The sequence below is a fragment of the Mesorhizobium sp. WSM4313 genome, from assembly GCF_002294725.1.
Lineage (GTDB): Bacteria > Pseudomonadota > Alphaproteobacteria > Rhizobiales > Rhizobiaceae > Mesorhizobium.
In genome coordinates, this window is record NZ_NSFT01000002.1 from 276,948 (window position 1) to 302,389 (window position 25,442).

The following is a 25,442-nucleotide window of genomic DNA, read 5'->3' on the forward strand; positions in this document are numbered from 1 at the left end:
CATCCCTCACAATTCGAAGCGCAGCAGGCCGAGCGACGGGGTCCCGGCATCGGCGCGGCGGCTGCCGGCCCCTGGACTGAGCCCTGCCCCGCGCAGCGGGGAAAGATCGCGCATTGGCCAGTATTTCGCGCCGGCATCGCGGGCCGAGCGCGAGGCGGCGGCTGCTTCCTCCGCCGTGCAGATGCTGGCGACATAGGACGGATCGTTGCCGAACACCGCGCCGCGCCGGGCAAGCTTGTCATATTGCAGCGGCAAGGTGTTGCGCACGCCGGCCAGCCCAAGGCCGCCCTTGGCGTCGATCGACATCATCTCGTTCATGCACATCTTGCCGCGCTCGACGCACAGATTGAGGATCGCGCCATAGAGGTCGGGATCGACGGAGGCATAGTGGCGGACCGGCTCGTTCTCGCTCGGACGCTCGAGCTCGAGATAGGTCTCGCGGCTGAGCGTAGCCTGCGCGCCTTTGGTCTGCGTCACCCACTCACCGAACGCCTGATCGGAGAGCCCGTGGAACGCAAAGCGCATGCCGGAGAAGCCGGCGCCGCTGTAGTTGGCCGAGAAGCCGGAATAGGTGCCCGGACGGTTGATGACCGCGTGCAGCTTCGTCTCCATGGCGGGCATGGCGTAGATCTGTCCGGCAAGGGCCGGAATGTAGAAGGAGTTCATCACCGTCGAGGAGGTGATGCGGAAATCGATCGGCTGGTTGATCGGCGCCGCCAGCTCGTTGACGGAGGCAATGCCGTAATCCGGATAGATGAAGAGCCATTTCCAATCCAGCGCGACGACGTCGACCCTGAGCGGCTTGTGGTTCTGGGTGACCGGCTGTCCTGGTTCGATCCGGTCGATGCGCCGGTAGGGATCGAGCAGATGGGAGCCGAGCCAGGTGAGCGCGCCGAGGCAGATGATGACGAGCAGGGGTGCCGCCCAGATCACCAGCTCCAGCTTGGTCGAATGGTCCCAGTCCGGCGTGTAGATCGCCGTGGTGCTGGATTGCCGGTAGCGCCAGGCGAACAGCACGGTCAGCGCCATGACCGGCAGGATGATGATGAGCATCAGCAGGGTCGAGACGACGAGCAGGTCGCGCTGCTGCGCTGCCACGTCGCCCGCGGGCGCCAGCACGACCAGGTCGCAGCCGCTCAGCAGCACGGCGAGCGGAAAAAGAAGCAAGGCTCCGGATCGTCTCATCAAACGCTGCCCTCTATGGCCCTGCAGCAGGATCTCTGCAGGTTGCGATGCGATATGGACCAACGGCTACTGCCGCAGGCACAGCGACGACATTGGACAATTTGTCCAATGCCCAGCCGGTATGGCTTTCGCGAAAGTGTGCACGCATAATTGGATGACGACAACATAGCGTCGGGACGACGACAATCGCGTTCCGAAGTTGAGTTTGGTGACGACGGAAACGATGGCTGAAACTTCGACTTCCGAAACGGACAGCAGGCTGATCGGCTCGCATCACGGCCAGGTCAGCGCTGGCGATATCGCGGTCGGCGTGATCATCGGCAGGACGTCGGAATTCTTCGATTTCTTCGTCTATGCGATCGCTTCCGTGATCGTGTTCCCCAAGCTTGTGTTCCCAACCCACGACCCGCTGGTCGGAACGCTCTACTCCTTCGCCATCTTCGCGCTGGCCTTCATCGCGCGCCCGTTCGGCACCGTGCTGTTCATGGCGATCGACCGCGCCTATGGCCGCGGCGCCAAGCTGACGATCGCGCTGTTCCTGCTCGGCACCTCGACGGTCGCCATGGCGTTCCTGCCCTCCTATGAGGACGTCGGCACGGTCGCCGCCTGGCTGCTGTCGCTCACCCGCTTCCTGCAGGGCCTGGCGCTCGGCGGGACATGGGACGGATTGCCCTCCCTCCTGGCGCTGAATGCGCCGCAGAACCGGCGCGGCATCTATGCGATGATCCCGCAGCTCGGCGCGCCGATCGGGCTCATCGTGGCAAGCTCGCTGTTTGCCTTCTTCGTCGCCAACCTCTCGGCCGACGACTTCTTCGCCTGGGGCTGGCGCTATCCCTTCTTCGTCGCCTTCGCCATCAACGTCGTGGCGCTGTTTGCCAGGCTGCGCATCGTGGTCACGCCCGAATTCTCAAAACTCTACGAGAGCGGCGACCTGCAGCCGACGCGCATCAGGGAGATGGTCCGGACGGAAGGACGCAACGTCGTCGTCGGCGCCTTCGCGCCGCTGGCGAGCTTCGCCCTGTTCCATATGGTGACGGTGTTCCCGCTGTCCTGGGTGTTCCTGTTCACCAATGAGGGTCCGGAACGTTTCCTGGTCATCGAAGTGGTGAGCGCGCTGTTTGGCATCGCGGCGATCGTTGCATCGGGTCCGCTGGCCGACCGTGTCGGACGCCGCGCCCTGCTCGGCGGCGGCGCCGTCGCCATCGCGGCCTTCAGCGGCTTTGCCCCACAACTTCTCAACGGCGGCACCGTCGGCGAGACGGTGTTCATGGTGCTCGGCTTCATCCTGCTGGGCTTGAGCTTCGGGCAATCCTCAGGCGTCGTCGCATCGAGCTTCTCGCGCCAGCACCGCTATACCGGCTCGGCGGTGACATCGGACCTGGCCTGGATGTTCGGCGCCGGCTTCGCGCCGCTCGCGGCGCTGCTCCTGGCCGGCAATTTCGGCCTCATCGCCGCCGGCGCCTATCTGCTTTCGGGCGCCGCCTGCACGCTGATCGCGCTTTGGATCGACAGGCAGGCACGCCGGGCCGACTGAACGAGCGGCGAGCTCGGATAGTCGCCGCTCTATCCCTTTGTTTTTGAGGCAGTTCCAGACGGAAGGTTACGGCGAAGGCGCCGAACTCAACCGCTCACACTTTTCCTGGAATTGCTCTGACCTGCAATCAGACCTGGTAGAAATCCCGATACCATTGCACGAAGCGCGGGACGCCGATCTCGATCGGGATCCTGGGCTTGAAGCCGATCACCGCCTCGAGCGATGCGACGTCGGCATAGGTCGCAGGCACATCGCCCGGCTGCAGCGGCATCAGGTTGCGGATTGCCTTGCGCCCGAGAGCGTCTTCCAGAACGTCGATCAGCCGGCTGAGCTCGACAGGCGAGCTGTCGCCGATGTTATGGATCCTGAACGGCGCGGTGCTCGTCGCGGGGTCCGGTGCAGCGCTTGTCCAATCGGGATTGGGCGTCGCTGGATGCTGCATGACGCGGGCCACCCCCTCGACGATATCGTCGATGTAGGTGAAGTCCCGCTGCATGTTGCCATGGTTGAAGACATCGATCGGCTGACCGGCGAGGATGGCCTTGGTGAAGATGAACAAGGCCATGTCGGGCCGTCCCCACGGACCGTAGACGGTGAAGAAGCGCAGGCCCGTCGTCGGCAGCCCGAACAGATGGCTGTAGGTGTGGGCCATCAGCTCGTTTGCCTTCTTGCTGGCGGCATAGAGACTGAGGGGATGGTCGGCGGAATCATGCACGGAGAACGGCATGCGCGTGCTGCCGCCATAGATCGAGCTTGACGACGCATAGACGAGATGGCCGACCGAGGCCTGCCGGCACCCCTCCAGGATGTTGAGGAAGCCGTTGAGATTGCTTTGCGCATAGAGATGCGGATTGACCAGCGAGTAGCGGACGCCCGCCTGCGCGGCGAGGTTGACGACGATCTGCGGCGCGACCGACGCAAAGACCCCCGAGATGCCATCGCGGTCGGCGAGATCGACATGCTCGAAATGAAAGTCTGGAAACGCCTTCAGCCGCTCGAGCCGCGCCTGCTTCAAGGTGACGTCGTAATACTCGTTCATGGAATCGAGGCCGACAACCTGCCGGCCTTCGGCAAGCAGCCTCTGGCAAAGGTGAAAACCTATGAAGCCGGCTGCGCCGGTGATCAGGATCGGCCTGCTCGACGTCAATGCATACCCCTAACGCTGCAGTCAGACCTTGTAGGCCATTGAGAACCTGCGCCTTTTATGGCAGGGCTGCAATGAATTCAACGATGCGCTTTCTCTCGCCGTCGTCGCCAGCGTGAGGCCAGCGGCAAGATCGGCCGCCAGCCAGACGTCCGTATTGCGAACGCGCACGCAGCTGCCGCCGGGGTCCGACAGCGGAAAGCTATCTCAAGCCAACGCTGATATGCGAGCGTGATCAGCGGTCGGGCACTTCCGTGCGGAATACGATTGCGCGCACACCGCGGATCGGGAACTTGATTTTCTTGGTGATCCCTGTTGCTTGGGGCAAACTGCTGGCGGGCTGTCAGGAGGAGAAATGAGAGCACGCGCGGCGACGGTCGGAGACCTGGAAGATGTTTTCCGCGGCCTGTCCAAGCGAATGTCGGACGAATATGTGGCGGCCGGCAAGGACAGCAAAAGCGCCTATGACAATCTGATGATGAACCTGAAGGAAGGCCGGGCGCATGCGCTCGTGCAGGACGACAGGACGGTGGCGATCATCGCCTGGCATGAGCACGCGGACGCCGCCGACACGCTCTTTGCCGCGCGGGAGGATTTCTTCAACGCCACGACGGTCCGCTTCTGCAAGCGCCACATCCGCCATGTCCAGGCGCTGGCCGGCAACCTTCCCGTCCATTCGCGCAGCTGGCTGAACAGGCCCGACGTCGCGAAATGGTTCCGCGTGATCGGCTATGTCGACCGAGGGCGCGAGAACGGCGCCACCTTGTTCGAGCTGCCGTCGGCCGCCAATAGCTGACGGAAGCGAGGGCGATCCGTTACGGCGCCCCGAAAACGGGCGCTTGCGCGAAAATCCGATTGGAAAGATTGTACGCTCAGGCACCGGGCAACCCGGCACGCCGGATGGGGTTTGGCTGCTGGAAATCGGGATGTTGCGCGTCTGCCTGGCCTTTGTCGCCATCGCTGCCCTGACGAGACCGTCAGGGGCGGAGCCGCGCGCGTCCCATCTTTTCGACCGACCCGGCCTCGCAGCGGCCTATTCGGGCCAATCCGATCTTATCACCGCATACACGACCGGCATGGCGCGTTACCGGCTTCAATATTCGGGCGCCGCGGCCCAAACCGGTTTAGCCGCGCCGCTCGAGCCTCGGCTGCTGCGGCCCGAATTCCAGCAGCGGACATGGCGTTCCTCGGATGGCAGCCTGCTGCAGGGCTTTGCCGGCAAGGGCGGTTTCCGGCTGACCACAGGCAACTGCGTGGCCCGCATCTGCATGGCCATCGAATGCAGCGACGCCGGCTGGCCGCTCTATGCCTGCAGCGACGGGCGCAAGCGCAAGATGTCGGTCAGCAACTTCGTGACGGCAACATTCGACGGCGTCTCCTATCGGCGGCTGAGCGCGCCGCAGGAGTGAAATTGGCGATCTGAACCGGGTAACACAGCCGCTTGCGCCCATCTCGCCAGGCGTGGCATCAGTTGCGCGTTTTTGAGACGTTCGAAGACAGAGATAGTGGCACGCCAACCCGACAGACGATCCATTGTCGCCAAAGTCAGTCTCGCCCGAGCGCTCTCCAAGCTTGGCTTCTGCTCGCGCACGCAGGCCGAGCGTCTCGTCGTCGAGGGCCGCGTGCAGGTCAACGGAAAGACAGTGCGCGATGCCTTGCTGCGCATCGATCCCGACCGCGACCGCATCACCGTCGACGGCGAGCGCGTCATTGCCGAGCGCAAGGTCTATCTGATGCTCAACAAACCGCGCGGGCTGGTCACCACCCGCGACGACCCGGAGGGCCGCGGAACCGTCTATGACTGCCTGGGAGGGCTTGACCTGCCGTTCGTGTCGCCCGTGGGCCGCCTCGACAAGGCGAGCGAAGGGCTGCTTTTGCTGAGCAACGACACGCGCTGGGCGAACGGCCTGCTCGACCCCGTCTCGCATGTCGCCAAGACCTATCACGTGCAGATCGCGGCCGCGCCCGACAAAGAAATGCTGGAGCGTTTTCGTCAGGGCGCCGTCGTCGACGGCGAGTTGCTCACCGCAAGCTCGATCGCGCTGTTGCGCAGCGGCGGGCGGACAGCCTGGCTGGAGATCGTGCTTGACGAGGGACGCAACCGGCACATCCGCAGGCTACTCGCCGCTTTCGACATTGAGGTGCTGAGGCTGGTCAGGGTGGCGATCGGGCGGCTGCAGCTTGGCGAACTGGCCAAGGGCAAGGCTCGGCATTTGACGGCCGAGGAGCTGGCGATGGTCAGAGTCTAGCGAAACGCCTCAGCTTCGTCATCCACGGGCGGAGCGGGAGCGAAGCGGACGCGCAGACCCGAGGATCCATTCCGTGACCTGGCGCAAAGGGTAAAGGCGGCGCAAGACAGGGGTCGCTCTGCACCGCGGCAACGCTCATTGGTAACGGAATGATTCTAGGGTCTGCGCCGCGTCGCTTCGCTCCTTGCTCCGCCCTAGAATGACGAGGCTGAGGGTTTTCGCCTAATCTCCAGAGACGCCTGAGCTGCTATCGAGCTGCGGCTACTTCTGGTTCCAGCGGCGTATGACCGGCTCGGTCAGATCGTGCTCATAGCCCAGGATGCTGAGGCTGGCGGTATCGAGCACGAAGTGCTCGCCGCCTTCCGGCGGCAGGCCGACCCAGCGCGCCGCGAACACACGCAGGAAATGCGAGCTGGAGAAGATGAGCACATTGCCGGCAACCGCGCGCAGCCCGGCGATGATGGCGTCCGCGCGGGCACCGACATCGGCCGCCGTCTCACCTTGCGGACAGCCGTCGCGAAACAATTGCCAGCCGGGTCGCTTGGACAGGATCTCCTTGGTCGTCACGCCTTCATAAGCGCCGTAGTCCCATTCCTGAAGGTCGGATCTCTTGACCGCGCGCTCGCCAAAGCCGGCGAGCCGGCAGGTGTCGAAAGCGCGCTGCGAGGGGCTTGACCAGACCGCCTGGAACGTTAGCCCCTCGAGCCGATAGGCGATGCCGCGCGCAGCCTCTTCGCCTTTCGCCGTCAGCGGGATATCGGTGCGCCCGGTGTGCCTGCCCGATGCGCTCCACTCCGTCTCGCCATGGCGAACGACATAGATCTCGGGAAACGCACTGCTCATCGACCGCCCCTGAATGCAACGGGAATGCATCGGCAGGAGTGCCGCGCCGCGCCACCCTATGCGGCAGCCGACAAAAAGAACAGGCCGCAGCGCTTGCCACGGCCTGCTCGGCATCGGGAGGATGCTGGTTGGCTAGGCAGGCTGCAGGCCGCCCGAGAGCGCAAGGTCTGCCTCTTCCGGCAACTGGCCGGCCATGGCGGCGGCGAATTGCTTCTGGTCGAGCTCGCCTTCCCAGCGGGCCACGACGATGGTAGCGACCGCGTTGCCGACAAAGTTGGTGAGCGCGCGGCATTCCGACATGAAGCGGTCGACGCCGAGGATCAGCGCCATGCCGGCGACCGGCACCGAGGGCACGACCGAGAGCGTGGCGGCCAGCGTGATGAAGCCGGCGCCGGTGATGCCGGCCGCGCCCTTCGAGCTCAGCATCGCGACGAGCAAAAGCAGGATCTGGTCGCCGAAGGTGAGCGGCGTGTCGGTCGCCTGGGCGATGAACAGCGCTGCCAGCGTCATGTAGATGTTGGTGCCGTCGAGGTTGAAGGAATAGCCGGTCGGGATGACCAGGCCGACCACCGAGCGGTTGCAGCCGGCGCGCTCCATCTTGGCCATCAGGCCGGGCAGCGCCGCCTCGGAGGACGAGGTGCCGAGCACCAGGAGCAATTCCTCCTTGATGTAGCGGATCAGCGCCAGGATGGAGAAGCCGTTATACCATGCCACAGCGCCGAGCACGACGAGCACGAAGAGCAACGACGTCAGATAGAAAGTGCCAATCAGGAAGGCGAGGTTGGCAATCGCGCCGATGCCGTATTTGCCGACGGTGAAGGCCATGGCGCCGAAAGCGCCTATCGGGGCGGCCTTCATCAATATGGCGACGAGGCGAAAGACCGGCGCGGTCAGTGCCTGCAGGAAATCGACGACCGGGCGGCCACGTTCGCCCACCATCGCCAGCGCGATGCCGAACAGCACCGAGAAGAACAGCACCTGCAGGATGTCGCCCTGGGCGAAGGCGCCGGTGATGGTGTCCGGGATGATGTTCATCAGGAAGCCGACGATCGTCGTGTCATGCGCCTTCTCGGTGAAGGTCGCCACCTTCGATGGGTCGAGGGTCGCGGGGTTGATGTGCATGCCGGCGCCGGGCTGGATGACGTTCGACACGACGAGGCCGACGATGAGCGCCAGTGTCGAGAAGACGAGGAAATAGATCATCGCCTTGCCGGCGACGCGGCCGACCTTGTGCAGGTCGGAAACGCCGGCGATGCCGGTCGCCACGGTGAGGAAGATCACCGGTGCAATGACCATCTTGACCAGCTTGATGAAGGCATCGCCAAGCGGCTTCAGCGAGGCGCCCAGGTCGGGATAGAAATGGCCTAGCAGGATGCCGGCGGCGATCGCCACCAGGACCTGGACATAGAGATGCCGGTAAAGGGGAACCTTGCCGCGCGGTTCGGCGGCAGCGATTGCTGTCTGCATGATATCCTCCGTTCGGCCCCCGATCGAAACGCTCGACCTCCCAGGGGGCTGTTGACCTCCACAGCCTCGCGGCTGCTGCGGAAGCATCTGCAACGCGCGTGCCAGATGGTGCCGGGTGTCTCTCTTTGTTGATTTTGTTTGATTTTTCGATTCTGTGACAGCGCCTTTGGAGAAGGCTAGTGCGGTTATCCGCATAGATCGATTTGCGCTTTGTGCGAAATCATGCACAGATGCGGCATGCTGCAACGCCCTGCCGCTGTTCTTGCTGCCACGCCCGAACTGCTTGCCGGGCGGGCGCGTCGCGCCTGGCTGCTGTTCGCGGCGGTGGCGCTGCTGATCGTGCTCGCGGCGCTTTACGGCGCCGGCCTCTACGGCCGTTCGACCGAGATCGGGGCTTTAGCCACGCAAGGGCGCACCGACGCCAACCTCAAGGTCGCGCTGTTGCGCGCTGTGCTGGAAAATCCGCGCGCGCTGCCGCTGCTGCTGTCGGAGGACCAGCAGGTACATGACGCGTTGACGCAACGCAGCCCTGCCGCGATCGATATGCTCAACCGGAAGCTCGAAGGGCTGGTGTCCGGCACCAAGGCCTCGGTGCTCTATGTCACCGGCACGGACGGCCTGGCGATCGCTTCCAGCAACTGGCGCGAGCCGGTGAGCTTCGTCGGCAACGACTACGGCTTTCGCGCCTACTTCTCAGGCGCGATGCAGTCCGGCACGGCCGAATATTTCGCGCTCGGCAATGTCAGCAAGCGCCCAGGCCTCTACATCTCGCGCCGCGTCGGGAGCGCGGCGACGCCGCTCGGCGTCGTCGTGGTCAAGATGGAGTTCGACCAGCTCGAGGCCGACTGGCACGAGGCCAACCGCCCGGCCTATGTCAGCGACGAGCATGGCGTGGTGCTGATCACCAGTGTGCCCTCCTGGCGCTTCCTGACGACAGAGCCGCTCAGCCGGCCGATGCTCGCCGGTATCCGCGCCAGCCAGCAATTCGGCGACGCGCCGCTGGTGCCGTTGCCGGTCACGAAGCCACAACCGCTCAGCTCCGACATCGCCCTGGTCCATGCCATCACGCCCGGGGGCAGCGACGCCGAGTATCTGCGGCTGTCGACCGCGGTGCCGTCGACGCCGTGGCGGCTCGACTATCTGGTTCCGGCCGAAGCGCCGATCGCGGCGGCGCAGCGCGAGATGCGGCTGCTGACACTGGGCGTCCTTGTCCCGCTCCTCGCATTAGCCGCCTATCTGTTGTGGCGCAGGCAGTCCGCGCAGATGCGGATCGCTGCCGAGCAGGCCGCGCGGGCCGAGCTCGAGCGCCGCGTCGTCGAGCGCACGCAGGACCTCAGCCTGGCGCGCGACCGGCTGCAGGCGGAGATCACCGACCATCGCAGCACCGAGGCCAAGCTGCAGGTCATGCAGCAGGAGCTGGTGCAGGCCAACCGGCTTGCCACGCTTGGCCAAGTCGCTGCCGGCGTCGCGCATGAAATCAACCAGCCGGTGGCGACGATCCGCGCCTATGCCGACAATGCGCGCGTCTTCCTGGAGCGCAAGCAGAGCGCCTCGGCTGAAGAGAACCTTGGCGCCATCGCCGCGCTGACCGAGCGCATCGGCTCGATCACAGAAGAGCTGAAAGCCTTTGCCCGCAAGGGCCGCACCGCCGCCGAACCGGTTGAGCTGCGCAGCGTGATCGAAGGCGCCGTGGTGCTGCTCAGGAGCCGCTTCGCCGGCCGGCTGGACGCGCTGGCGATCACGCTGCCGCCGCCGGCGCTGAAGGTGATGGGCAACCGGTTGCGGCTGGAGCAGGTGCTGATCAACCTGTTCCAGAACGCGCTGGAGGCGCTCGATGGCCGTGATGGCGCGCGGGTCGAAGTCTCCGCCACCGAAACCGCCGAAGACGTGGCGCTGGTCGTGTCCGACAACGGGCCGGGCATCCCGCCCGCGATCCTGAAATCCCTGTTCACGCCCTTCAACACCTCGAAGGAAAGGGGCCTCGGGCTCGGCCTCGTTATCTCCAAGGACATCGTCGCCGACTATGGCGGACGCATCGAGGTTTCGAGCAGCGGCCAAGGCACACGCTTCACCATCCATTTGTCGAAAGCCGGCGCGGCATGACCAGGCACGACCCAGCACCGGTGATCCTGATCGACGACGACAGCGATCTGCTCAAGGCGACAAGACAGACGCTGGAGCTTGCCGGCTTTGCGGTGTCGGCCTACTCGGTGGCGAAGAAAGCGCTGGCAGCGCTCGACAGGAATTTCGCCGGCGTGGTGGTGTCGGATATCCGCATGCCGGAGATCGACGGGCTACAGCTTTTCGACCGCGTGCTGCGGCTCGACCCCGATATCCCTGTCATCCTGGTCACCGGTCACGGCGACATCGCCATGGCCGTCAAGGCGATCAAGGACGGCGCCTACGACTTCATCACCAAGCCTTTTGCCGCCGACCGGCTGGCGCAGAGCGTTGCGCGCGCGGCGGAAAAACGCCGGCTGGTGATGGAGAACCGCGCCCTGCGCGAGGCGGCCGAGCAGGCCCAGGAGGGATTGCCGCTGATCGGCCAGACGCCAGCCATGGAGCGGCTGCGCCGGACGCTGCGGCAGATCGCCGACACCGATGTCGATGTTCTGGTGACCGGCGAGACCGGCTCCGGCAAGGAAGTGGTGGCGAGCCTGCTGCACCGCTGGAGCCGCCGCGCCAAGGGAAATTTCGTCGCGCTCAACTGCGGCACGCTACCGGAGACGGTGATCGAGAGCGAATTGTTCGGCCATGAGGCCGGCGCCTTCACCGGTGCGCAGAAGAAGCGCGTCGGCCGCATCGAGCATTCAAGCGGCGGCACGCTGTTTCTCGACGAGATCGAAAGCATGCCGGCCTCGACACAGGTGCAGATGCTGCGCGTCTTGGAAATGCGCGAGGTGACGCCGCTCGGTACCAATGAGGTGCGGCCGGTCGACCTGAGGGTGGTCGCGGCAGCCAAGGTCGATCTCGGCGATGCCAGCCAGCGCGGCGCTTTCCGCGAGGATCTCTATTACCGGCTCAATGTGGTGACGCTGTCGATCCCGCCGCTGCGCGAGCGAAGGGACGACGTGCCATTGTTGTTCGGATACTTCGCCGAGCGGGCGGCGGCCCGCTTCAGGCGCGGCGTGCCGGCAATCTCCGCCTCGGTCCGGCGCCACCTCAGCGACCATGACTGGCCGGGCAATGTGCGCGAGCTCGCTCATTTCGCCGAACGTTTCGTGCTCGGGCTCGAGGACGTCGCCGGATCGCCTTCCCCGGCGGCAACGGAACGCGACACCTCCGTGTCCTTGCCGGAACGGCTTGATCGCTACGAGGCCGAACTCATCCGCGAGACACTTGGCCGTAATGACGGCGACGTCCGGCGCACCATCGAGGCGCTCGGCATCCCGCGCAAGACCTTCTACGACAAGCTGCAACGGCACGGCATCGTGCGCAGTGATTTTTCCAAGTAGATCAGGGCCAGAGATGGAGCTGATATCGTCGGAAAACCCTTCGCATCTTTCGGCATCATGCTGTGGGAACCGCAACGCCGCTGCGCCGTTGAAACCGACCGGGAAACCGTGGCACGTCGGCATCAGCCGGGCAGCGAATGCATCGCCGTGGCGGTTTTGCCGGGTTGCGCTCGGCAGGCGTTGATGGTTTGTTGCCGCCCAGCGGAGAACGAATGATGCGCGAATCCCTCGGCCAAGACGAATATGGCTCGACCAGTCCCTTCGACCCTGACGACCTGCCCAATCTCAATGCGATGGGGCCGGCGATGGGTGGCGGCAATGATTTCGAGAAATACGCGGTCGCCGTCATCATCGTCTTCGGCGCGCTGATCATCGGCGGCCTGATGGCTGCCTCCATGTCCTTCGGCCATCGCAACGGCTTCCTGTTCGCGCTCGGCGGCGCCACGGCGGCCTGGATTTCCGGCAATGCGCTGCTGCTCGACCGGCCGCGCATCTATGCGCTGTTCGTCGCCATCGCCGCCGTGATGCTGATCGCTTCGACCATCACGCTGGTCATCTGATCAATTAATATCCCAGCGCCTCACCGGCGGCAGCGCGGCTGTCGATGGCGCCGTTGTAGCGCGCGCCGCCGCCTTTCTCGATCTGTGCCAGGCTCTTGCCACCGACCAGGATGCCAGCCGCCTGCCCCCAGGTTTGGTCGCTGAGATCGAGGTGGTAGCCCATGCCGGCAAGCAGCTTTTCTGTGTCCGGCGACAGCCCGAATGGCTCGACATAGACCGTGTCCGGCAGCCATTGATGGTGGATACGCGGAGCGTCGATCGCCTGCTGGATGTCCATGCCGTGGTCGATGACGTTGATGATCGCCTCCAGCGTGATGGTGATGATGCGCGAGCCGCCCGGGCTGCCGATGACCATGAACGGCTTGCCGTCCTTCGTGACGATCGTCGGGCTCATGGAGGATAAGGGCGTCTTCTTCGGCTGAATGGCGTTCGCTTCGCCCTGCACTAGGCCGTAGAGGTTCGGCACGCCCGGCTTCTGGGTGAAATCGTCCATCTCGTTGTTGAGCAGGATGCCGGTGCCGTCGGCGACGACGCCGGCGCCGAAGGAGCCGTTCAGCGTGTAGGTGACGGCCACCGCGTTGCCGTCCTTGTCGATGATCGAGTAATGCGTGGTTTCCTTCGACTCGCCGAAGCCCTTCGGCATCAGCTCCTTCGAGACGCCGGCGCGGAACGGGTCGATCTTGTCGCGGATGTCTTTCGCATAGGCCTTGTCGACCAGCTTCGAGACCGGATTGTCGATGAAATCAGGGTCGCCGAGCGCCGAGTTGCGGTCGACATAGGCGTGGCGCATGGCTTCCACCATGACGTGAACCGTCTCGGCCGAGCCGGCGCCGAGATAGGAGAGCGGATAGCCCTCCAGCACGTTGAGTATCTCGCAGATGATGACGCCGCCCGAGCTCGGCGGCGGCGAGGAAATGATCTCGTAGCCGCGATAGGAACAGGTCACCGGCTTCAGCTCGCGCACGGCATATTGCTCGAAATCAGGCTTGGCGAGGATGCCGCCTTTCGCGCCGCTCGCCTTGACGATTTCATCGGCAATCGACCCTTTGTAGAAGGCGTCCGGGCCTTTTTCCGAGATCGCCGAAAGGGAGGCGGCAAGGTCCGGCTGAACGAGCTTCTCGCCGACACCGTAAGGCTTGCCGTCTTTTTTGAGGAAGATGGCGGCGGCAGCCGGGTCTTTCGCCAGCCGCTCGGCGCCGCCGGCGAATGACGCGGCGTCGCCCTGGTTGAGCACGAAGCCGTCCTTGGCGTAGGCAATCGCCGGCGCCATCAATTCCTGCCGCGGCAGCGTGCCGTATTTCTCGCGCGCCATCTCGAAGCCCGCGACCGAGCCGGGCACGCCGACCGCGAGATAGCCGTCGAGGCTGGCGCCTTTGATCGGCTTGCCGTCCTTGTCGAGATACATGGTTTTGGTCGCCGCGAGCGGCGCGCGCTCGCGGAAATCGAGAAAGGTCGTGCGGCCGTCCTTCATGCGCACGGTCATGAAACCGCCGCCGCCGATATTGCCGGCATTGGGATAGACCACGGCGAGCGCATAGCCGACGGCGACCGCGGCATCGACCGCGTTGCCGCCCTTCCTCAGCACGTCGACACCGACTTCGGTTGCAAGATGCTGGGCAGTCACCACCATGCCGTGCTCGCCTTTGGCGGGAGTTGGCGAAGCGGCGAAGACGGTGGTCGGCGTGAAGGCAAAGGTGAGCGAAAGGCTGACGGCGATCAGCGTCCGGCGGGTCAAGGGCATGGCGGTGCTCCTGGCGTTGGGGGACGCCTAGGAAAGACCGTTGAGGTGGGTGAGTCCAGCCAATTGTGACGGTTGGCAATCCTTCACACCCCCCTCTGGCCTTCCGGCCATCTCCCCCGCAAGGGGGAGATCGGATGTCGCCATCGTTTTCGTCAATCACCAACGTTGCAGGAACAGCGCCGTCGGCGAACTGCTGATCTCCCCCTTGCGGGGGAGATGTCCGGCAGGACAGAGGGGGGTGCTCAAGCGCTGCCGTCGCCCGTTGGATCGACAGGAAGTTGACTACACAATCCCGCCGCCGCCGCCCGCAACAGCCGGCCGCTCCGCGGCGACCTTTGCCCGATAGCCGGCGTCGCGATAGGCGGCCACGGGATCGATGGCGCCGCCCTTCTTCAGCCGTGCCATGGCGAGGATCGGCTCGACATCTGTGCGATAGGCGACTTTGAGCGTCTGCGTCGCCATCAAAGCATCATTGGCATCCTGAAAACCTTCCAGCGCCTTGCGGTCGACCAGCAGCGCCTGCGCATAGGCGCGCTGCACCTCGACCGCCGACAGCATCAGACTCTCGATCGGATCGGTGACGTTGTGGCTCTGGTCGAGCATATGCGCGGGATCGAAGCCCTTGGCACCGGCGAGCTCCGCATCGACCAGTTCGTTGAAGACAAGGAACAGGCGGTAGGGGTCGATCGAGCCGGCGTCGAGATCGTCGTCGCCATATTTGGAATCGTTGAAGTGGAAGCCGCCGAGCTTCCCGAACTGGATCAGCCGCGACACGATCATCTCGATGTTGACGTTGGGCGCGTGGTGGCCGAGATCGACCAGGCAGAAGGCCTTGTCGCCGAGCTCCTTGGCGATGATATAGTTGGTGCCCCAGTCCTGCACGACCGTCGAATAGAAGGCCGGCTCGTACATCTTGTGCTCGGTGAACAGCCGCCAGTCGTCCGGCAGGCCGGCATAGATCTCGCGCATGGCGACGAGATAGCGCTCGAAGGCCTTCGCGAAATTGACCTGGCCGGGGAAGTTGGAGCCGTCGCCGATCCACACCGTCAGCGCTTTCGATCCAAGCGTCTTGCCGATCTCGATGCATTCAAGATTGTGCTCGACCGCTTGGCGGCGCGTGCCGGCATCGGCATGCGACAGCGAGCCGAACTTGTAGGAGAGCTTCTGGTCCTTGGCATCGGAGAAGGTGTTGGAATTCATGGCATCGAAGCCGAGGCCGAAGCGGGACGCCGCCTGCTTCAACCGGTTCGGATCGGCCTTGTCCCACGGGATGTGCAGCGAGACGGTGGGCGTTGCCTGCGTCAGCTGGCTGATGACGGCGCAGTCCTCGATCTTGTCGAAGATATCGCGCGGCTCGCCGGCGCCGGGAAAGCGGGCAAAGCGCGTGCCGCCGGTGCCGACGCCCCAGGACGGGATCGCGACGCCGAATTTCTCGACCTTGTCGCGGATGGCGTCGATGGCGATGCCGCGCCGGTCAAGGCGCTCGCCGAGGGAAGCGTAGTCGCGGTCGAGGTCGGCTTCGCGCGTGGCGTTGCTTTTTTCGACGACGTCAGTCGAGATGATCGTTTCGGACACTGCACTTCCTCCCAGTATTCGTCGGCTAGCGCTGCCCCTCATCCGCCCTTCGGGCACCTTCTCCCCCTAGAACGGGGAGAAGGGAAGCGCGTGCCTAACGCGTAAAGCTCTGCGCGTTGCCGGCGTCGACGTTGACGATGTTCCCCGTGGACTTGGCGGACATGCCGGAGGCGAAGAAATAGATCGCCTCGGCGATGTCCTCCGGGAAGACCGACCGCTTCAGCATCGAGCGCGAGCGGTAATGCTCCTCGAGGTCGTCGGTCGACATCTTGTAGGCGGCGGCACGCTGTTCCTTCCATTCGCCGGTCCAGATCTTGGAGCCGCGCAGCACGGCGTCCGGATTGACGACATTGACCCTGATCTGCGCCTCCGCCCCTTCCAGAGCGAGGCAGCGGGCCAGATGGATCTCGGCAGCCTTGGCCGTGCAATAGGCGGACGCGTTCGGCGAGGCGGCGAGCCCGTTCTTGGAGGCGACGAAAACCACATTGCCGCCGATCTTCTGGGCGCGGAACAGGCGGAAGGCCTCGCGCGAAACGAGGAAATAGCCGGTGGACAGGATGTCCATGTTCTTGTTCCACAAGGCCAGCGTCGTCTCCTCGATCGGCGCCGAGGAGGCGAGACCTGCGTTGGAAACCAGGATGTCGATGCCGCCGAATTCGACCGACGTTTCGGCAAAGCCTGAGGCGACCTGATCTTCCGAAGTCACATCGATCCGCACCGGACGGACGAAGTCCTTGCCGTAGGCCTTCGAAAGTTCGTCATTGGCGCTGGCCAACGCGGCCTCGTCGATATCGGCGAGCACCACGCAGGCGCCTTCGCGCAGCAGCCGGGTGGCGGTGGCGCGGCCGATGCCGCCGGCGCCGCCGGTGACCAAGGCGATCTGCCCGGCCAGCGCCTTCGGTTTCGGCAGTCGCTGAAGCTTGGCCTCCTCGAGCTGCCAGTATTCGATGTCGAAGGCTTCCTGGGCAGACAGGCCGACATAGGATGAGACGGTCGAGGCGCCGCGCATGACATTGATGGCGTTGACATAGAACTCGCCGGAAATGCGCGCCGTCGCCTTGTCGCCGGCAAAGGTGAACATGCCGACGCCCGGCATCAGATAGACCACGGCATTGGGATCGCGGATGGCGGGCGAGTCCGGATGCTTGCAGGCGTCGTAGTAGGCCTGATAGCCGACGCGGTATTCGGCGATGTCGTCGGCCAGGCGCGCGATGACGGCATCGACATCCGGCTTTGCGGGATCGAACTCGATCACCAGCGGCCGGATCTTGGTGCGCAGGAAGTGATCGGGGCATGAGGTGCCGAGCGCCGCCAGCGGCCGCAAGTCCTTCGAATTGACGAATTCGAGCACGGCGGGCTGGTCATCGAAATGGCCGAGCTTATGGCTCTTTTCGGAGATGAGGCCGCGGATCCGCGGCATCAGCTTGGCCGCGATGGCGCGGCGCGCGGGAGCGTCGAGCGATTGGACCGCCTCGCCGCCGAAGATCGCCTTGCCCTCGGATTTGCGCTCGAACCAGTCGATCGCCTGGTTGATCACCGAGATCGTCGTCTCGTAGCATTCCTTCGGCGTGTCGCCCCAGGTGAACAGGCCATGGCTTTCCAGCACGACGCCCTTGGCATCAGGGTTTTCGAGGCAGAATTTCTCCAGCCACAGGCCGAGCTCGAAGCCCGGCCGCTTCCACGGCAGCCAGCCTATCGCGTCGCCGAATATCTCCTTGGTGATCGCCTTGGAATCCTTGGCTGCGGCGACCGCGATGATGGCATCGGGATGCATGTGGTCGACGCAAGCCTTCGGCACGAAGGCGTGCAGCGGCGTGTCGATGGAGGCTGCGCGCGGATTGAGGTTGAAGGTGCAGTGAGGCAGGTAGCCCACCATCTCATCCTCGTGCTCGACGCCGCGATAAAGGCCTTTCAGCGCCCGCAGCTTTTGCATGTAGAGCGTGGCGAAACCGTCAAGCTTGATCGAGGCGCTATCGCCGCCCGAGCCCTTGACCCACAGCACCTCGACGTCCTCGCCGGTGAGCGGGTCCTTCTGCCAGACCTTGGACGAGGTGTTGCCGCCGCCATAGTTGGTGACGCGCTTGTCGGATCCCAGCGTGTTCGAGCGATAGACCAAGAGCTCAGGACCGCTCATCCCTTCGGCCTTTGCATCGTCCCAAAGATTGGCGAGGCGCGAGCCGGAGCGCTTGTCGAGCATAGGTATCCTCCCTTGGAGCGCGATGCCGCGCCCCTCATTTCTCGATCGGGAATGTCTACGCAAGCGCCGCGCTTGTCAATCACAAACGATCAATATCGATCATATTGCACTGCACAATGAAAATATATGATCGGAAATGATTGACACTGCGCGTTTTCTAAGGCCTGATGCTTGGGCAGGGAGGAACCATGCACGAGAAAGAGCGCCACAGGATCATTCTGTCCGCCGTCCAGGAAAAGCCTGTGGTGACGGTGCAGGAGATGGTCGAGTTGACGGACTCCTCCGAGGCGACGATCCGGCGCGACATCGCGGCGCTGCATGTACAAAAGCGCCTGCGCCGGGTGCGCGGCGGCGCCGAGGCGATCTCGCCGCCGCAGTTCATCGGCCTTGCCGGCCGCCCCTTTTCCGTCAACGAGACGCTGAACGCCGAGCAAAAGCGGGCGATCGCCCGCGAAGCCGTGAACCTTTGCGCGGACGGCGAACCGATCATCATCAATGGCGGCACCACCACCTTCCAGATGGTGCATTTCCTGACCGGACGCCGCATGCCGATCTTCACCAACTCCTTCCCGATCGCCGAGCATCTGCTCAAGCACTCGAAGAACACGGTGATGCTGTCGGGCGGCACGATCTATCGCGAGCAGAACATCATCCTGTCGCCTTTCGACAATGATGTGACGCGCAACTTCTATGCGCGGCGCATGTTCATGGGCGCGCAAGGTTTGGGGCCGCTCGGGCTGATGGAAGGCGATCCGCTCTTGATCCAGGCGGAGCAGAAATTGATCGATCAGGCCGACGAGCTGGTAGTGCTGGTCGATTCCTCGAAATTCCGCATGCGCTCCAGCCTGATCCTGTGCGGGCTGTCGCGCATCGCAACCGTGATCACCGACGACGGCATCGAGGACCGCGAGGCCAAGATGCTGGAAACGGCGGGCGTGGCGCTGATCGTCGCCCGCGGACAGTCAAGCGACAAGGAGGAATCTTCACTGCAGGCCTGAGGAAACTCGCGCCCGCAGCGGCGATGGAATGCAACGCTCAAGGGAGGATATTCGATGAGCTTTTTGAAGAAACTGCTGGTTACGGCGGCCTTTTCCGCCGCCATGTTCGTGAATGCCGCCTATGCCGAGAACGTCAAGATCGCGCTGGTGGTGAAGTCGCTCGGCAACGGCTTCTTCGACGCCGCCAACAAGGGCGCCGAGGAAGCGGCCAAGGAACTGGGCGATGTCGATGTCATCTATACCGGTCCGACTAAGGCTACCGCCGAAGCCCAGATCGAGGTGATCAATTCGCTGATCGCGCAGAAGGTCAATGCGATCGCCGTTTCAGCCAATGATGCAGACGCGCTGGTGCCGGTGCTGAAGAAGGCGATGGAGCGCGGCATCACCGTGATCTCGTGGGACTCGGGCGTCGCCAAGGAAGGCCGCCAGCTCCACCTCAACCCGTCCGACACCAATCTGATCGGCGAGACCATCATCAAGCTCGCCGCCGATTATCTGCCGGAAGGCGGCGATGTCGCCATCCTGTCGGCCTCCTCGACCGCGACCAACCAGAACGCCTGGATCGAAGCGGCCAAGAAGGTGCTGCCGGAGAAGTTCCCGAAGATCAAGCTGGTCGCCACTGTCTATGGCGATGACGACTCGGCCAAGAGCACGGATGAAGCCAAGGGCCTGTTGAAGTCCTACCCGAACCTCAAGGCGATCATCGCGCCGACCACGGTGGGCGTCGTCGCCGCCGCGCAGGTCGTCACCGACGAGAACCTGATCGGCAAGGTCAACGTCACCGGCCTCGCGCTGCCATCGGAGTTCAAGAAGTTCATCGATAACGGCGCTTCGCAGGCTGTCGCTCTCTGGAACCCGATCGACCTCGGCTATTCGGCGATCTACCTCGCCCATGACCTGGCGGTGAAGAAGGAAGAAGCCAAGCCCGGCGCCACGCTGTCGATCGGCCGCGTCGGCAAGGTGACGCTCGACGACACCAACTCGGCCGCCATGGCTCCGCCCTTCCAGTTCGACAAGAGCAACATCGAGAAGTTCTCCAAGATCTATTGATCTCGGACTGATGGCGCTGCCCCCCTCATCCGGCCGCTTCGCGGCCACCTTCTCCCCGGTGGGGAGAAGAGCCTGGAGCCAAGCTCGGAAATCTCCTCTCCCCTCGGGGAGAGGTCGACCGAGCGAAGCGGAGGTCGGGTGAGGGGAAGTCTACACGCAATAGATTGACCGGGCTTGATACGACTATGGACACGACGGCCCATGACGGCACGGTAAAGGAGCGGCTCCCCGCCTCCGCTCCTCGCCTGACGCTCTCAGGCATCTCGAAAAGTTTCCCGGGCGTGCGCGCGCTGCACAATGTCAGCCTGTCGCTCTATCCCGGACAGGTGACGGCGCTGATCGGCGAGAACGGCGCCGGCAAGTCGACGCTGGTCAAGATCATGACCGGCATCTACCAGCCCGATTCAGGCGAGATCGGCATCGACGGCCTGACCACGACGCTGCCCAGCGCGCATGCCGCCTTCGGCCACGGCATCACCGCCATCCACCAGGAGACAGTGCTGTTCGATGATCTTTCGGTCGCCGAAAACATTTTTCTCGGCCATGCGCCGCGCACCCGCTTCGGCACCATCGATTGGCGCACCATGCGCAAGAACGCCCGCGAGGTGCTGGAGACGATGCGCGCCGGCCATATCGACGCTGACGCGCGGCTGAAGGACCTCGGCATCGCCAATAAGCATCTGGTGGCGGTGGCACGCGCCATGTCGATCGACGCGCGCATCGTCATCATGGACGAGCCTACAGCGGCACTTTCGATGAAGGAGATCGAGGAGCTTTTCCTGCTGATCGAATTCCTGAAGAGCGAAGGCAAGGCGGTGCTCTTCATCAGCCACAAGTTCGACGAGATCTACCGCATCGCCGACCGCTACACCGTCTTCCGCGACGGCGAGATGGTCGGCGAAGGCCTGCTGAAAGATACCGGCCAGAACGAGATCGTGCGCATGATGGTCGGCCGCAATGTCGACCACATCTTTCCGCAGCGCGAGCCGAAGATCGGGGCGCCGGTGCTGTCCGTCTCCGGCCTGTCGCATCCGACCGAATTCGACGACATCGGCTTCGAATTGCGCAAGGGCGAGATCCTCGGCTTCTACGGGCTGGTCGGCGCCGGGCGCAGCGAGGTGATGCAGGCGATCGCCGGCATCACCCGCACCAGCCGGGGCGCGATTTCGCTGGACGGCAAGACGATCGCACCGAAGTCGGCGGCGGATTCGATCGAGGCCGGCATCGTCTACGTGCCGGAAGAGCGCGGCAAGCAAGGCGTGGTGATCGGCCTGCCGATCTTCCAGAATGTTTCTCTCCCTTCACTGGCGCGCACCTCGAAATCCGGCGTGCTGAGGCTGGCGGAAGAGTTCTCGCTCGCGCGCTCCTACACCGAGCGGCTCGACCTGCGCGCCTCATCGCTGAGCCAGGATGTCGGCACGCTTTCCGGCGGCAACCAGCAGAAAGTCGTTATCGCCAAATGGCTGGCCACAGCGCCCAAGGTGATCATCCTCGACGAGCCGACCAAGGGCATTGACATCGGCTCCAAGGCCGCCGTGCACGGCTTCATGGCCGAACTGGTCGCGCAAGGCCTGTCGGTGATCATGGTCTCGTCGGAACTGCCCGAAATCCTCGGCATGTCCGACCGCGTCGTGGTCATGCGCGAAGGCCGCATCGCGGCGACCTACGACAACAAGGGGCTCGACGCCGAGACGCTGGTTCGAACGGCGGCGGGGATCGCGGCATGAAGAGCTTCCTCAAATACCGCGAGATCTGGCTGCTTGCCGGCATCGTCGTGCTGATCGGCCTGATCTCGACGCGCTTCCCCGGCTTCGCCGTCCCCGCCAATCTGCGTCAGGTCTTCAACGACACCTCGATCCTGATGATCCTGGCTCTGGGTCAGATGGTGGTGATCCTGACGCGCTCGATCGACCTGTCGATGGCGTCCAACCTCTGCTTCACCGGCATGGTGGTGGCGATGCTCAACGCCGCGCATCCGGCGATCCCGATCCCGGTGCTGATCGTGATCGCACTTGCCATCGGACTGGCGCTTGGCGCGATCAACGGCTTCCTGGTGTGGCGGCTGAACATCCCGTCGATCGTGGTGACGCTGGGCACGCTGACGATCTATCGAGGCGCCACCTTCGTCGTCTCGGGCGGCGCCTGGGTCAATGCCGACCAGATGAGCTCGGACTTCATCAATTTCCAGCGCGCCGCCTTCCTCGGCCTGCCGGTGCTGTCCTGGATCGCGATCATCGTGATCGCGCTGTTCTTTCTGGTGATGACGCGCACGCAGATCGGCCGCTCGATTCACGCCATCGGCGTCAACCCGACCGCCTCGGTCTATGCCGGCATCGATGTCGGCCGCACCAAATTCATCGTGTTCTGCATTTCCGGCATGATCGGCGGGCTCGCCGGCTATCTGTGGATCTCGCGCTACGTCATCGCCTCAGTCGAGGTCGCCAACGGCTATGAGCTCAACATCATCGCCGCCTGCGTGATCGGCGGCATCTCGATCGCCGGCGGGATCGGCTCGGTCGGCGGCGCGGTGCTGGGCGCGCTGTTCCTCGGCATCATCTCCAACGCGCTGCCGGTCATCAACATCTCGCCCTTCTGGCAGATGGCGATATCGGGCAGCGCCATCATCCTGGCCGTCGTACTCAACGCGCGCGGCGAACGCCGGCAAGGCCGCATCATCCTGAGAAAGGCGGAAGCGGCATGACCGACACCCCTGCCCCGCGCCGTATCCCCGACCGGCTCGACAAGCCGCTGTCGTCAGCGATCTTCTCCTGGGAGGCGCTGCTCGTCATCATCGCGGTCTTGATCTTCACGGTGAACAGTTTTGCTTCGCCCTACTTCCTCGATCCATGGTCGCTGTCGGACCTGACCTTCAACTTCACCGAAAAGGGCCTGATCGCTTTAGCCATGGCGCTGCTGATCATCTCGGGCGAGATCGACCTGTCGGTCGCGGCGATCGTGGCTTTAGCCTCGACGATGATGGGCATGGCCCTGCAGGCCGGCGCGGGAACACCGGTGCTGGTGGCAATCGGCGTCGTCGTGGGACTGGGCTGCGGCGCCTGCAACGGGCTGCTTGTCACCCGGCTCGGCCTGCCTTCCATCGTCGTCACCATCGGCACGATGAGCCTGTTTCGCGGCATCGCCTTCATCATCCTCGGGGACCAGGCCTACAAAGGCTATCCGGAGAGCTTCGCGTTCTTCGGCCAGGGCTATGTCTCGTGGGTCTTCTCGTTCGAGCTGGCGCTGTTCCTCGCCGCGGCGCTCATCTACTGGTTCCTGCTGCACCGCACGAGCTTCGGCCGCCGCGTCTTCGCCATCGGCAACAACCCGGTCGCCTGCCAGTTTTCCGGCGTGCGCGTCGACCGCATCAAATTCATCCTGTTTTGCCTGACCGGGCTGATGTCGGGCATAGCCTCGGTGTTGATCACCTCGCGGCTTGGCTCGACGCGGCCGTCGATCGCGCAGGGCTATGAGCTTGAGGCGATCACCATGGTGGTGCTCGGCGGCGTCTCGATCCTCGGCGGCGCCGGCAGCATACTTGGCGTCGTGCTCGCCGCCTTCATCATGGGGCTGGTGACGTTCGGCCTCGGACTGCTCAACGTGCCCGGCATTGTCATGTCGATCTTCATCGGCCTGCTGCTGATCATCGTCATTGCGCTGCCGATCGTCTGGCGGCGGCTGCGCGAGGGGCGCTTCGCCTGATGGAGAAATACGCCTTCAAGATGAAGCTCAATCCCGGCATGAAGGCCGAGTACAAGCGCCGGCATGACGAGATCTGGCCCGAGCTGGTCGCGCTGCTGAGAGAGGCCGGCGTCTCCGACTATTCGATCTATCTCGACGAGGAGACCAACATCCTGTTCGGGGTGCTGTGGCGCCGCGATGACCACGGCATGGCCGATCTTCCGAAGCACCCGGTGATGCAGCGCTGGTGGGCGCACATGGCCGATGTCATGGAGACCAAACCCGACAACGAGCCGGTGGCGGCGCCGCTGGAAACCGTGTTCCATATGGCATGATCGTCGCCGTCATCGATATCGGCAAGACCAACGCCAAGGTGGCGCTGGTCGATCTCGCGACACTGAGCGAGATTGGGCTGCGCCGCTTCGCCAACGCGCCGGTGCGGCAGGCGTCCTATCCGCATCACGATGTCGAGGCGCTGTGGACGTTCATCCTGAACAGCCTCGCCGATCTCAACCGCGAACGGCGGATCGATGCGATCTCGATCACCACGCATGGCGCGACCGGCGCGCTGGTCGACGGCTCGGGCGAACTGGTGCTGCCTGTGCTCGACTATGAATTCGACGGCCCCGACCAGCTTGCGGCCGATTACGACGCCGTGCGTCCGCCCTTCGGCGAAACCGGCACGCCGCGGTTGCCCATCGGCCTCAATCTCGGCGCGCAGTTCTTCTGGCAGCAGAAACGTTTCCCGGCGGACTTCGCCACGGCCGCCGCGATGCTGATGTATCCGCAATATTGGGCGCTGCGGCTGACCGGCGTCGCCGCCAATGAGGTGAGCTCGCTCGGCTGCCACACCGATCTCTGGAATCCCTGGACGTCCGATTACTCGTCGCTGGTCGACAGGATGGGCTGGCGCCGGCTGATGGCGCCGGTGCGACCGGCAAAGGATCGGCTTGGCCCGATCCTGCCGGAGCTGGCGCGGCGGACAAGGCTCGACCCGCAGACGCCCGTGTTCTGCGGACTGCACGATTCCAACGCCTCGCTGCTGCCGCACCTTTTATCCGACACACCGCCCTTCTCCGTCGTCTCGACCGGCACATGGGTGGTGTCGATGGCGGTGGGCGGCAGGAGGGTCGAGCTCGACCCGGCGCGCGACACCCTGGTCAATGTCAACGCGCTCGGCGATCCGGTGCCTTCGGCGCGCTTCATGGGTGGGCGCGAGTTCTCGCTTCTGACCGACGGCCAAAGCCAGGAATGGAGCGAAGACGATGTTGCCGCCGTTCTGGCGCGGCAGGTGCTGCTCCTGCCTGCCACTCAGCGGGGTTCGGGACCGTTTCCGCATCGCGGCGCGCAATGGGTCAATGCCGAGAACCTAAGCGCCGGCCAGCGCTTCGCCACCATCTCGTTCTATCTGGCGCTGACGACCGCGACCTGCCTGGAATTGATCGGCGGCGACGGACCGACGACCGTCGAGGGACCTTTCGCGCAGAACCCGCTTTTCATCCGCATGCTGGCGGCAGCGACCGAGCGACCGGTCATTGCGTCAGAGACCTCGACCGGGACCAGCATCGGCGCGGCCTTGTTAGCCTCAGATCGCGTCATCGCGATGAGCAAGGGTGAGCGCACAGAACCACCGACCGATCAGTCCTGGGGCGGATATGCTCGGGCTTGGCGCCGCTCTACTTGACAGGTTGGCTCTGCCCCTCATTGCCCTGCCGGGCATTTCTCCCCGTATAGTGACGGGGAGAAAGAGGCCGTCACCGGCGATT

General features: G+C 64.2%; 21 protein-coding genes. 14 read left to right on the top strand and 7 right to left on the bottom strand.

Annotation, left to right across the window (positions count from 1 at the left end; translation table 11 throughout):
- Window positions 1-6: 6 nt before the first annotated feature.
- Complete coding sequence (gene cyoA, locus CK219_RS06050) at window positions 7-1,185, bottom strand: ubiquinol oxidase subunit II (RefSeq protein WP_095765856.1); 1,179 nt, start codon at window positions 1,183-1,185, stop codon at window positions 7-9.
- A gap of 223 nt (window positions 1,186-1,408) precedes the next feature.
- On the opposite strand from cyoA, the gene CK219_RS06055 reads away from it, so the two are divergent.
- Window positions 1,409-2,719: an MFS transporter gene (locus CK219_RS06055; RefSeq protein WP_095765857.1), complete on the top strand. Its 1,311-nt coding sequence runs from the start codon at window positions 1,409-1,411 to the stop codon at window positions 2,717-2,719.
- Window positions 2,720-2,846: 127 nt separating this feature from the next.
- On the opposite strand, the gene CK219_RS06060 is transcribed toward CK219_RS06055, so the two are convergent.
- On the bottom strand, window positions 2,847-3,866 hold the full coding sequence (locus tag CK219_RS06060) for an NAD-dependent epimerase (RefSeq protein WP_095765858.1): 1,020 nt from the start codon (window positions 3,864-3,866) through the stop codon (window positions 2,847-2,849).
- Window positions 3,867-4,218: 352 nt separating this feature from the next.
- On the opposite strand from CK219_RS06060, the gene CK219_RS06065 reads away from it, so the two are divergent.
- The 3 genes from CK219_RS06065 to CK219_RS06075 all read left to right on the top strand — a co-directional run bounded on the left by CK219_RS06065 (window position 4,219) and on the right by CK219_RS06075 (window position 6,112).
- On the top strand, window positions 4,219-4,659 hold the full coding sequence (locus CK219_RS06065; protein ID WP_095765859.1) for a hypothetical protein: 441 nt from the start codon (window positions 4,219-4,221) through the stop codon (window positions 4,657-4,659).
- A gap of 130 nt (window positions 4,660-4,789) precedes the next feature.
- Complete coding sequence (locus CK219_RS06070) at window positions 4,790-5,272, top strand: hypothetical protein (RefSeq protein WP_245340411.1); 483 nt, start codon at window positions 4,790-4,792, stop codon at window positions 5,270-5,272.
- Window positions 5,273-5,368: 96 nt separating this feature from the next.
- A complete protein-coding gene (locus CK219_RS06075; protein ID WP_224608664.1) occupies window positions 5,369-6,112 on the top strand; it encodes a pseudouridine synthase in 744 nt (247 codons plus the stop codon).
- Between the two features lie 261 nt (window positions 6,113-6,373).
- Here CK219_RS06075 and CK219_RS06080 read toward each other — a convergent pair whose 3' ends face one another.
- Together CK219_RS06080 and CK219_RS06085 are read right to left on the bottom strand one after the other, a co-directional pair.
- Window positions 6,374-6,955, bottom strand: a complete 582-nt coding sequence (locus tag CK219_RS06080) for a histidine phosphatase family protein (RefSeq protein ID WP_095765860.1) — start codon at window positions 6,953-6,955, stop codon at window positions 6,374-6,376.
- A 132-nt stretch (window positions 6,956-7,087) separates the two neighbouring features.
- Window positions 7,088-8,422: a dicarboxylate/amino acid:cation symporter gene (locus tag CK219_RS06085; RefSeq protein WP_095765861.1), complete on the bottom strand. Its 1,335-nt coding sequence runs from the start codon at window positions 8,420-8,422 to the stop codon at window positions 7,088-7,090.
- Window positions 8,423-8,659: 237 nt separating this feature from the next.
- Here CK219_RS06085 and CK219_RS06090 point away from each other — a divergent pair, with 237 nt between their 5' ends.
- The 3 genes from CK219_RS06090 (at window position 8,660) to CK219_RS06100 (ending at window position 12,437) form a co-directional block, all read left to right on the top strand.
- Window positions 8,660-10,525 carry an ATP-binding protein gene (locus tag CK219_RS06090; RefSeq protein WP_095765862.1) on the top strand — a complete coding sequence of 622 codons (1,866 nt, stop codon included), beginning with the start codon at window positions 8,660-8,662 and terminating at the stop codon, window positions 10,523-10,525.
- Window positions 10,522-11,877, top strand: a complete 1,356-nt coding sequence (locus CK219_RS06095) for a sigma-54 dependent transcriptional regulator (protein ID WP_095765863.1) — start codon at window positions 10,522-10,524, stop codon at window positions 11,875-11,877. Before CK219_RS06090 ends, CK219_RS06095 begins: the two co-directional genes overlap by 4 nt.
- A 212-nt stretch (window positions 11,878-12,089) precedes the next feature.
- The gene (locus CK219_RS06100) at window positions 12,090-12,437 is read left to right on the top strand and encodes a hypothetical protein (RefSeq protein WP_224512899.1); all 348 of its coding nucleotides are present in this window, start codon (window positions 12,090-12,092) and stop codon (window positions 12,435-12,437) included.
- Between the two features lie 4 nt (window positions 12,438-12,441).
- Here the strand turns inward: CK219_RS06100 and ggt are convergent, their stop codons facing one another.
- The 3 genes from ggt to CK219_RS06115 all read right to left on the bottom strand — a co-directional run bounded on the left by ggt (window position 12,442) and on the right by CK219_RS06115 (window position 17,950).
- Window positions 12,442-14,178: a gamma-glutamyltransferase gene (gene ggt, locus CK219_RS06105; RefSeq protein WP_095765864.1), complete on the bottom strand. Its 1,737-nt coding sequence runs from the start codon at window positions 14,176-14,178 to the stop codon at window positions 12,442-12,444.
- Between the two features lie 282 nt (window positions 14,179-14,460).
- Window positions 14,461-15,795, bottom strand: a complete 1,335-nt coding sequence (gene rhaI, locus CK219_RS06110; protein ID WP_095765865.1) for an L-rhamnose catabolism isomerase — start codon at window positions 15,793-15,795, stop codon at window positions 14,461-14,463.
- Between the two features lie 52 nt (window positions 15,796-15,847).
- Window positions 15,848-17,950: a bifunctional rhamnulose-1-phosphate aldolase/short-chain dehydrogenase gene (locus CK219_RS06115; protein WP_095765866.1), complete on the bottom strand. Its 2,103-nt coding sequence runs from the start codon at window positions 17,948-17,950 to the stop codon at window positions 15,848-15,850.
- A 188-nt stretch (window positions 17,951-18,138) separates the two neighbouring features.
- On the opposite strand from CK219_RS06115, the gene CK219_RS06120 reads away from it, so the two are divergent.
- From CK219_RS06120 to CK219_RS06150, 7 genes are all read left to right on the top strand, one after another.
- Window positions 18,139-18,948 (top strand): DeoR/GlpR family DNA-binding transcription regulator, encoded by an 810-nt coding sequence (locus CK219_RS06120; protein ID WP_095765867.1) that lies wholly within the window; start codon window positions 18,139-18,141, stop codon window positions 18,946-18,948.
- Window positions 18,949-19,002: 54 nt separating this feature from the next.
- Window positions 19,003-19,998, top strand: coding sequence for a rhamnose ABC transporter substrate-binding protein (gene rhaS / locus CK219_RS06125; RefSeq protein ID WP_095765868.1), 996 nt, complete (start codon window positions 19,003-19,005; stop codon window positions 19,996-19,998).
- A 185-nt stretch (window positions 19,999-20,183) separates the two neighbouring features.
- Window positions 20,184-21,725 carry a sugar ABC transporter ATP-binding protein gene (locus CK219_RS06130; protein WP_095765869.1) on the top strand — a complete coding sequence of 514 codons (1,542 nt, stop codon included), beginning with the start codon at window positions 20,184-20,186 and terminating at the stop codon, window positions 21,723-21,725.
- Window positions 21,722-22,699, top strand: coding sequence for an ABC transporter permease (locus tag CK219_RS06135; protein ID WP_095765870.1), 978 nt, complete (start codon window positions 21,722-21,724; stop codon window positions 22,697-22,699). The genes CK219_RS06130 and CK219_RS06135 overlap by 4 nt, the downstream gene beginning before the upstream one ends.
- Complete coding sequence (locus CK219_RS06140) at window positions 22,696-23,697, top strand: ABC transporter permease (protein WP_095765871.1); 1,002 nt, start codon at window positions 22,696-22,698, stop codon at window positions 23,695-23,697. The genes CK219_RS06135 and CK219_RS06140 overlap by 4 nt, the downstream gene beginning before the upstream one ends.
- Window positions 23,697-24,011, top strand: a complete 315-nt coding sequence (gene rhaM / locus CK219_RS06145) for an L-rhamnose mutarotase (RefSeq protein ID WP_176476945.1) — start codon at window positions 23,697-23,699, stop codon at window positions 24,009-24,011. The genes CK219_RS06140 and rhaM overlap by 1 nt, the downstream gene beginning before the upstream one ends.
- Window positions 24,008-25,360 carry an FGGY-family carbohydrate kinase gene (locus CK219_RS06150; protein ID WP_095765873.1) on the top strand — a complete coding sequence of 451 codons (1,353 nt, stop codon included), beginning with the start codon at window positions 24,008-24,010 and terminating at the stop codon, window positions 25,358-25,360. The genes rhaM and CK219_RS06150 overlap by 4 nt, the downstream gene beginning before the upstream one ends.
- The last annotated feature ends 82 nt before the right edge of the window (window positions 25,361-25,442 follow it).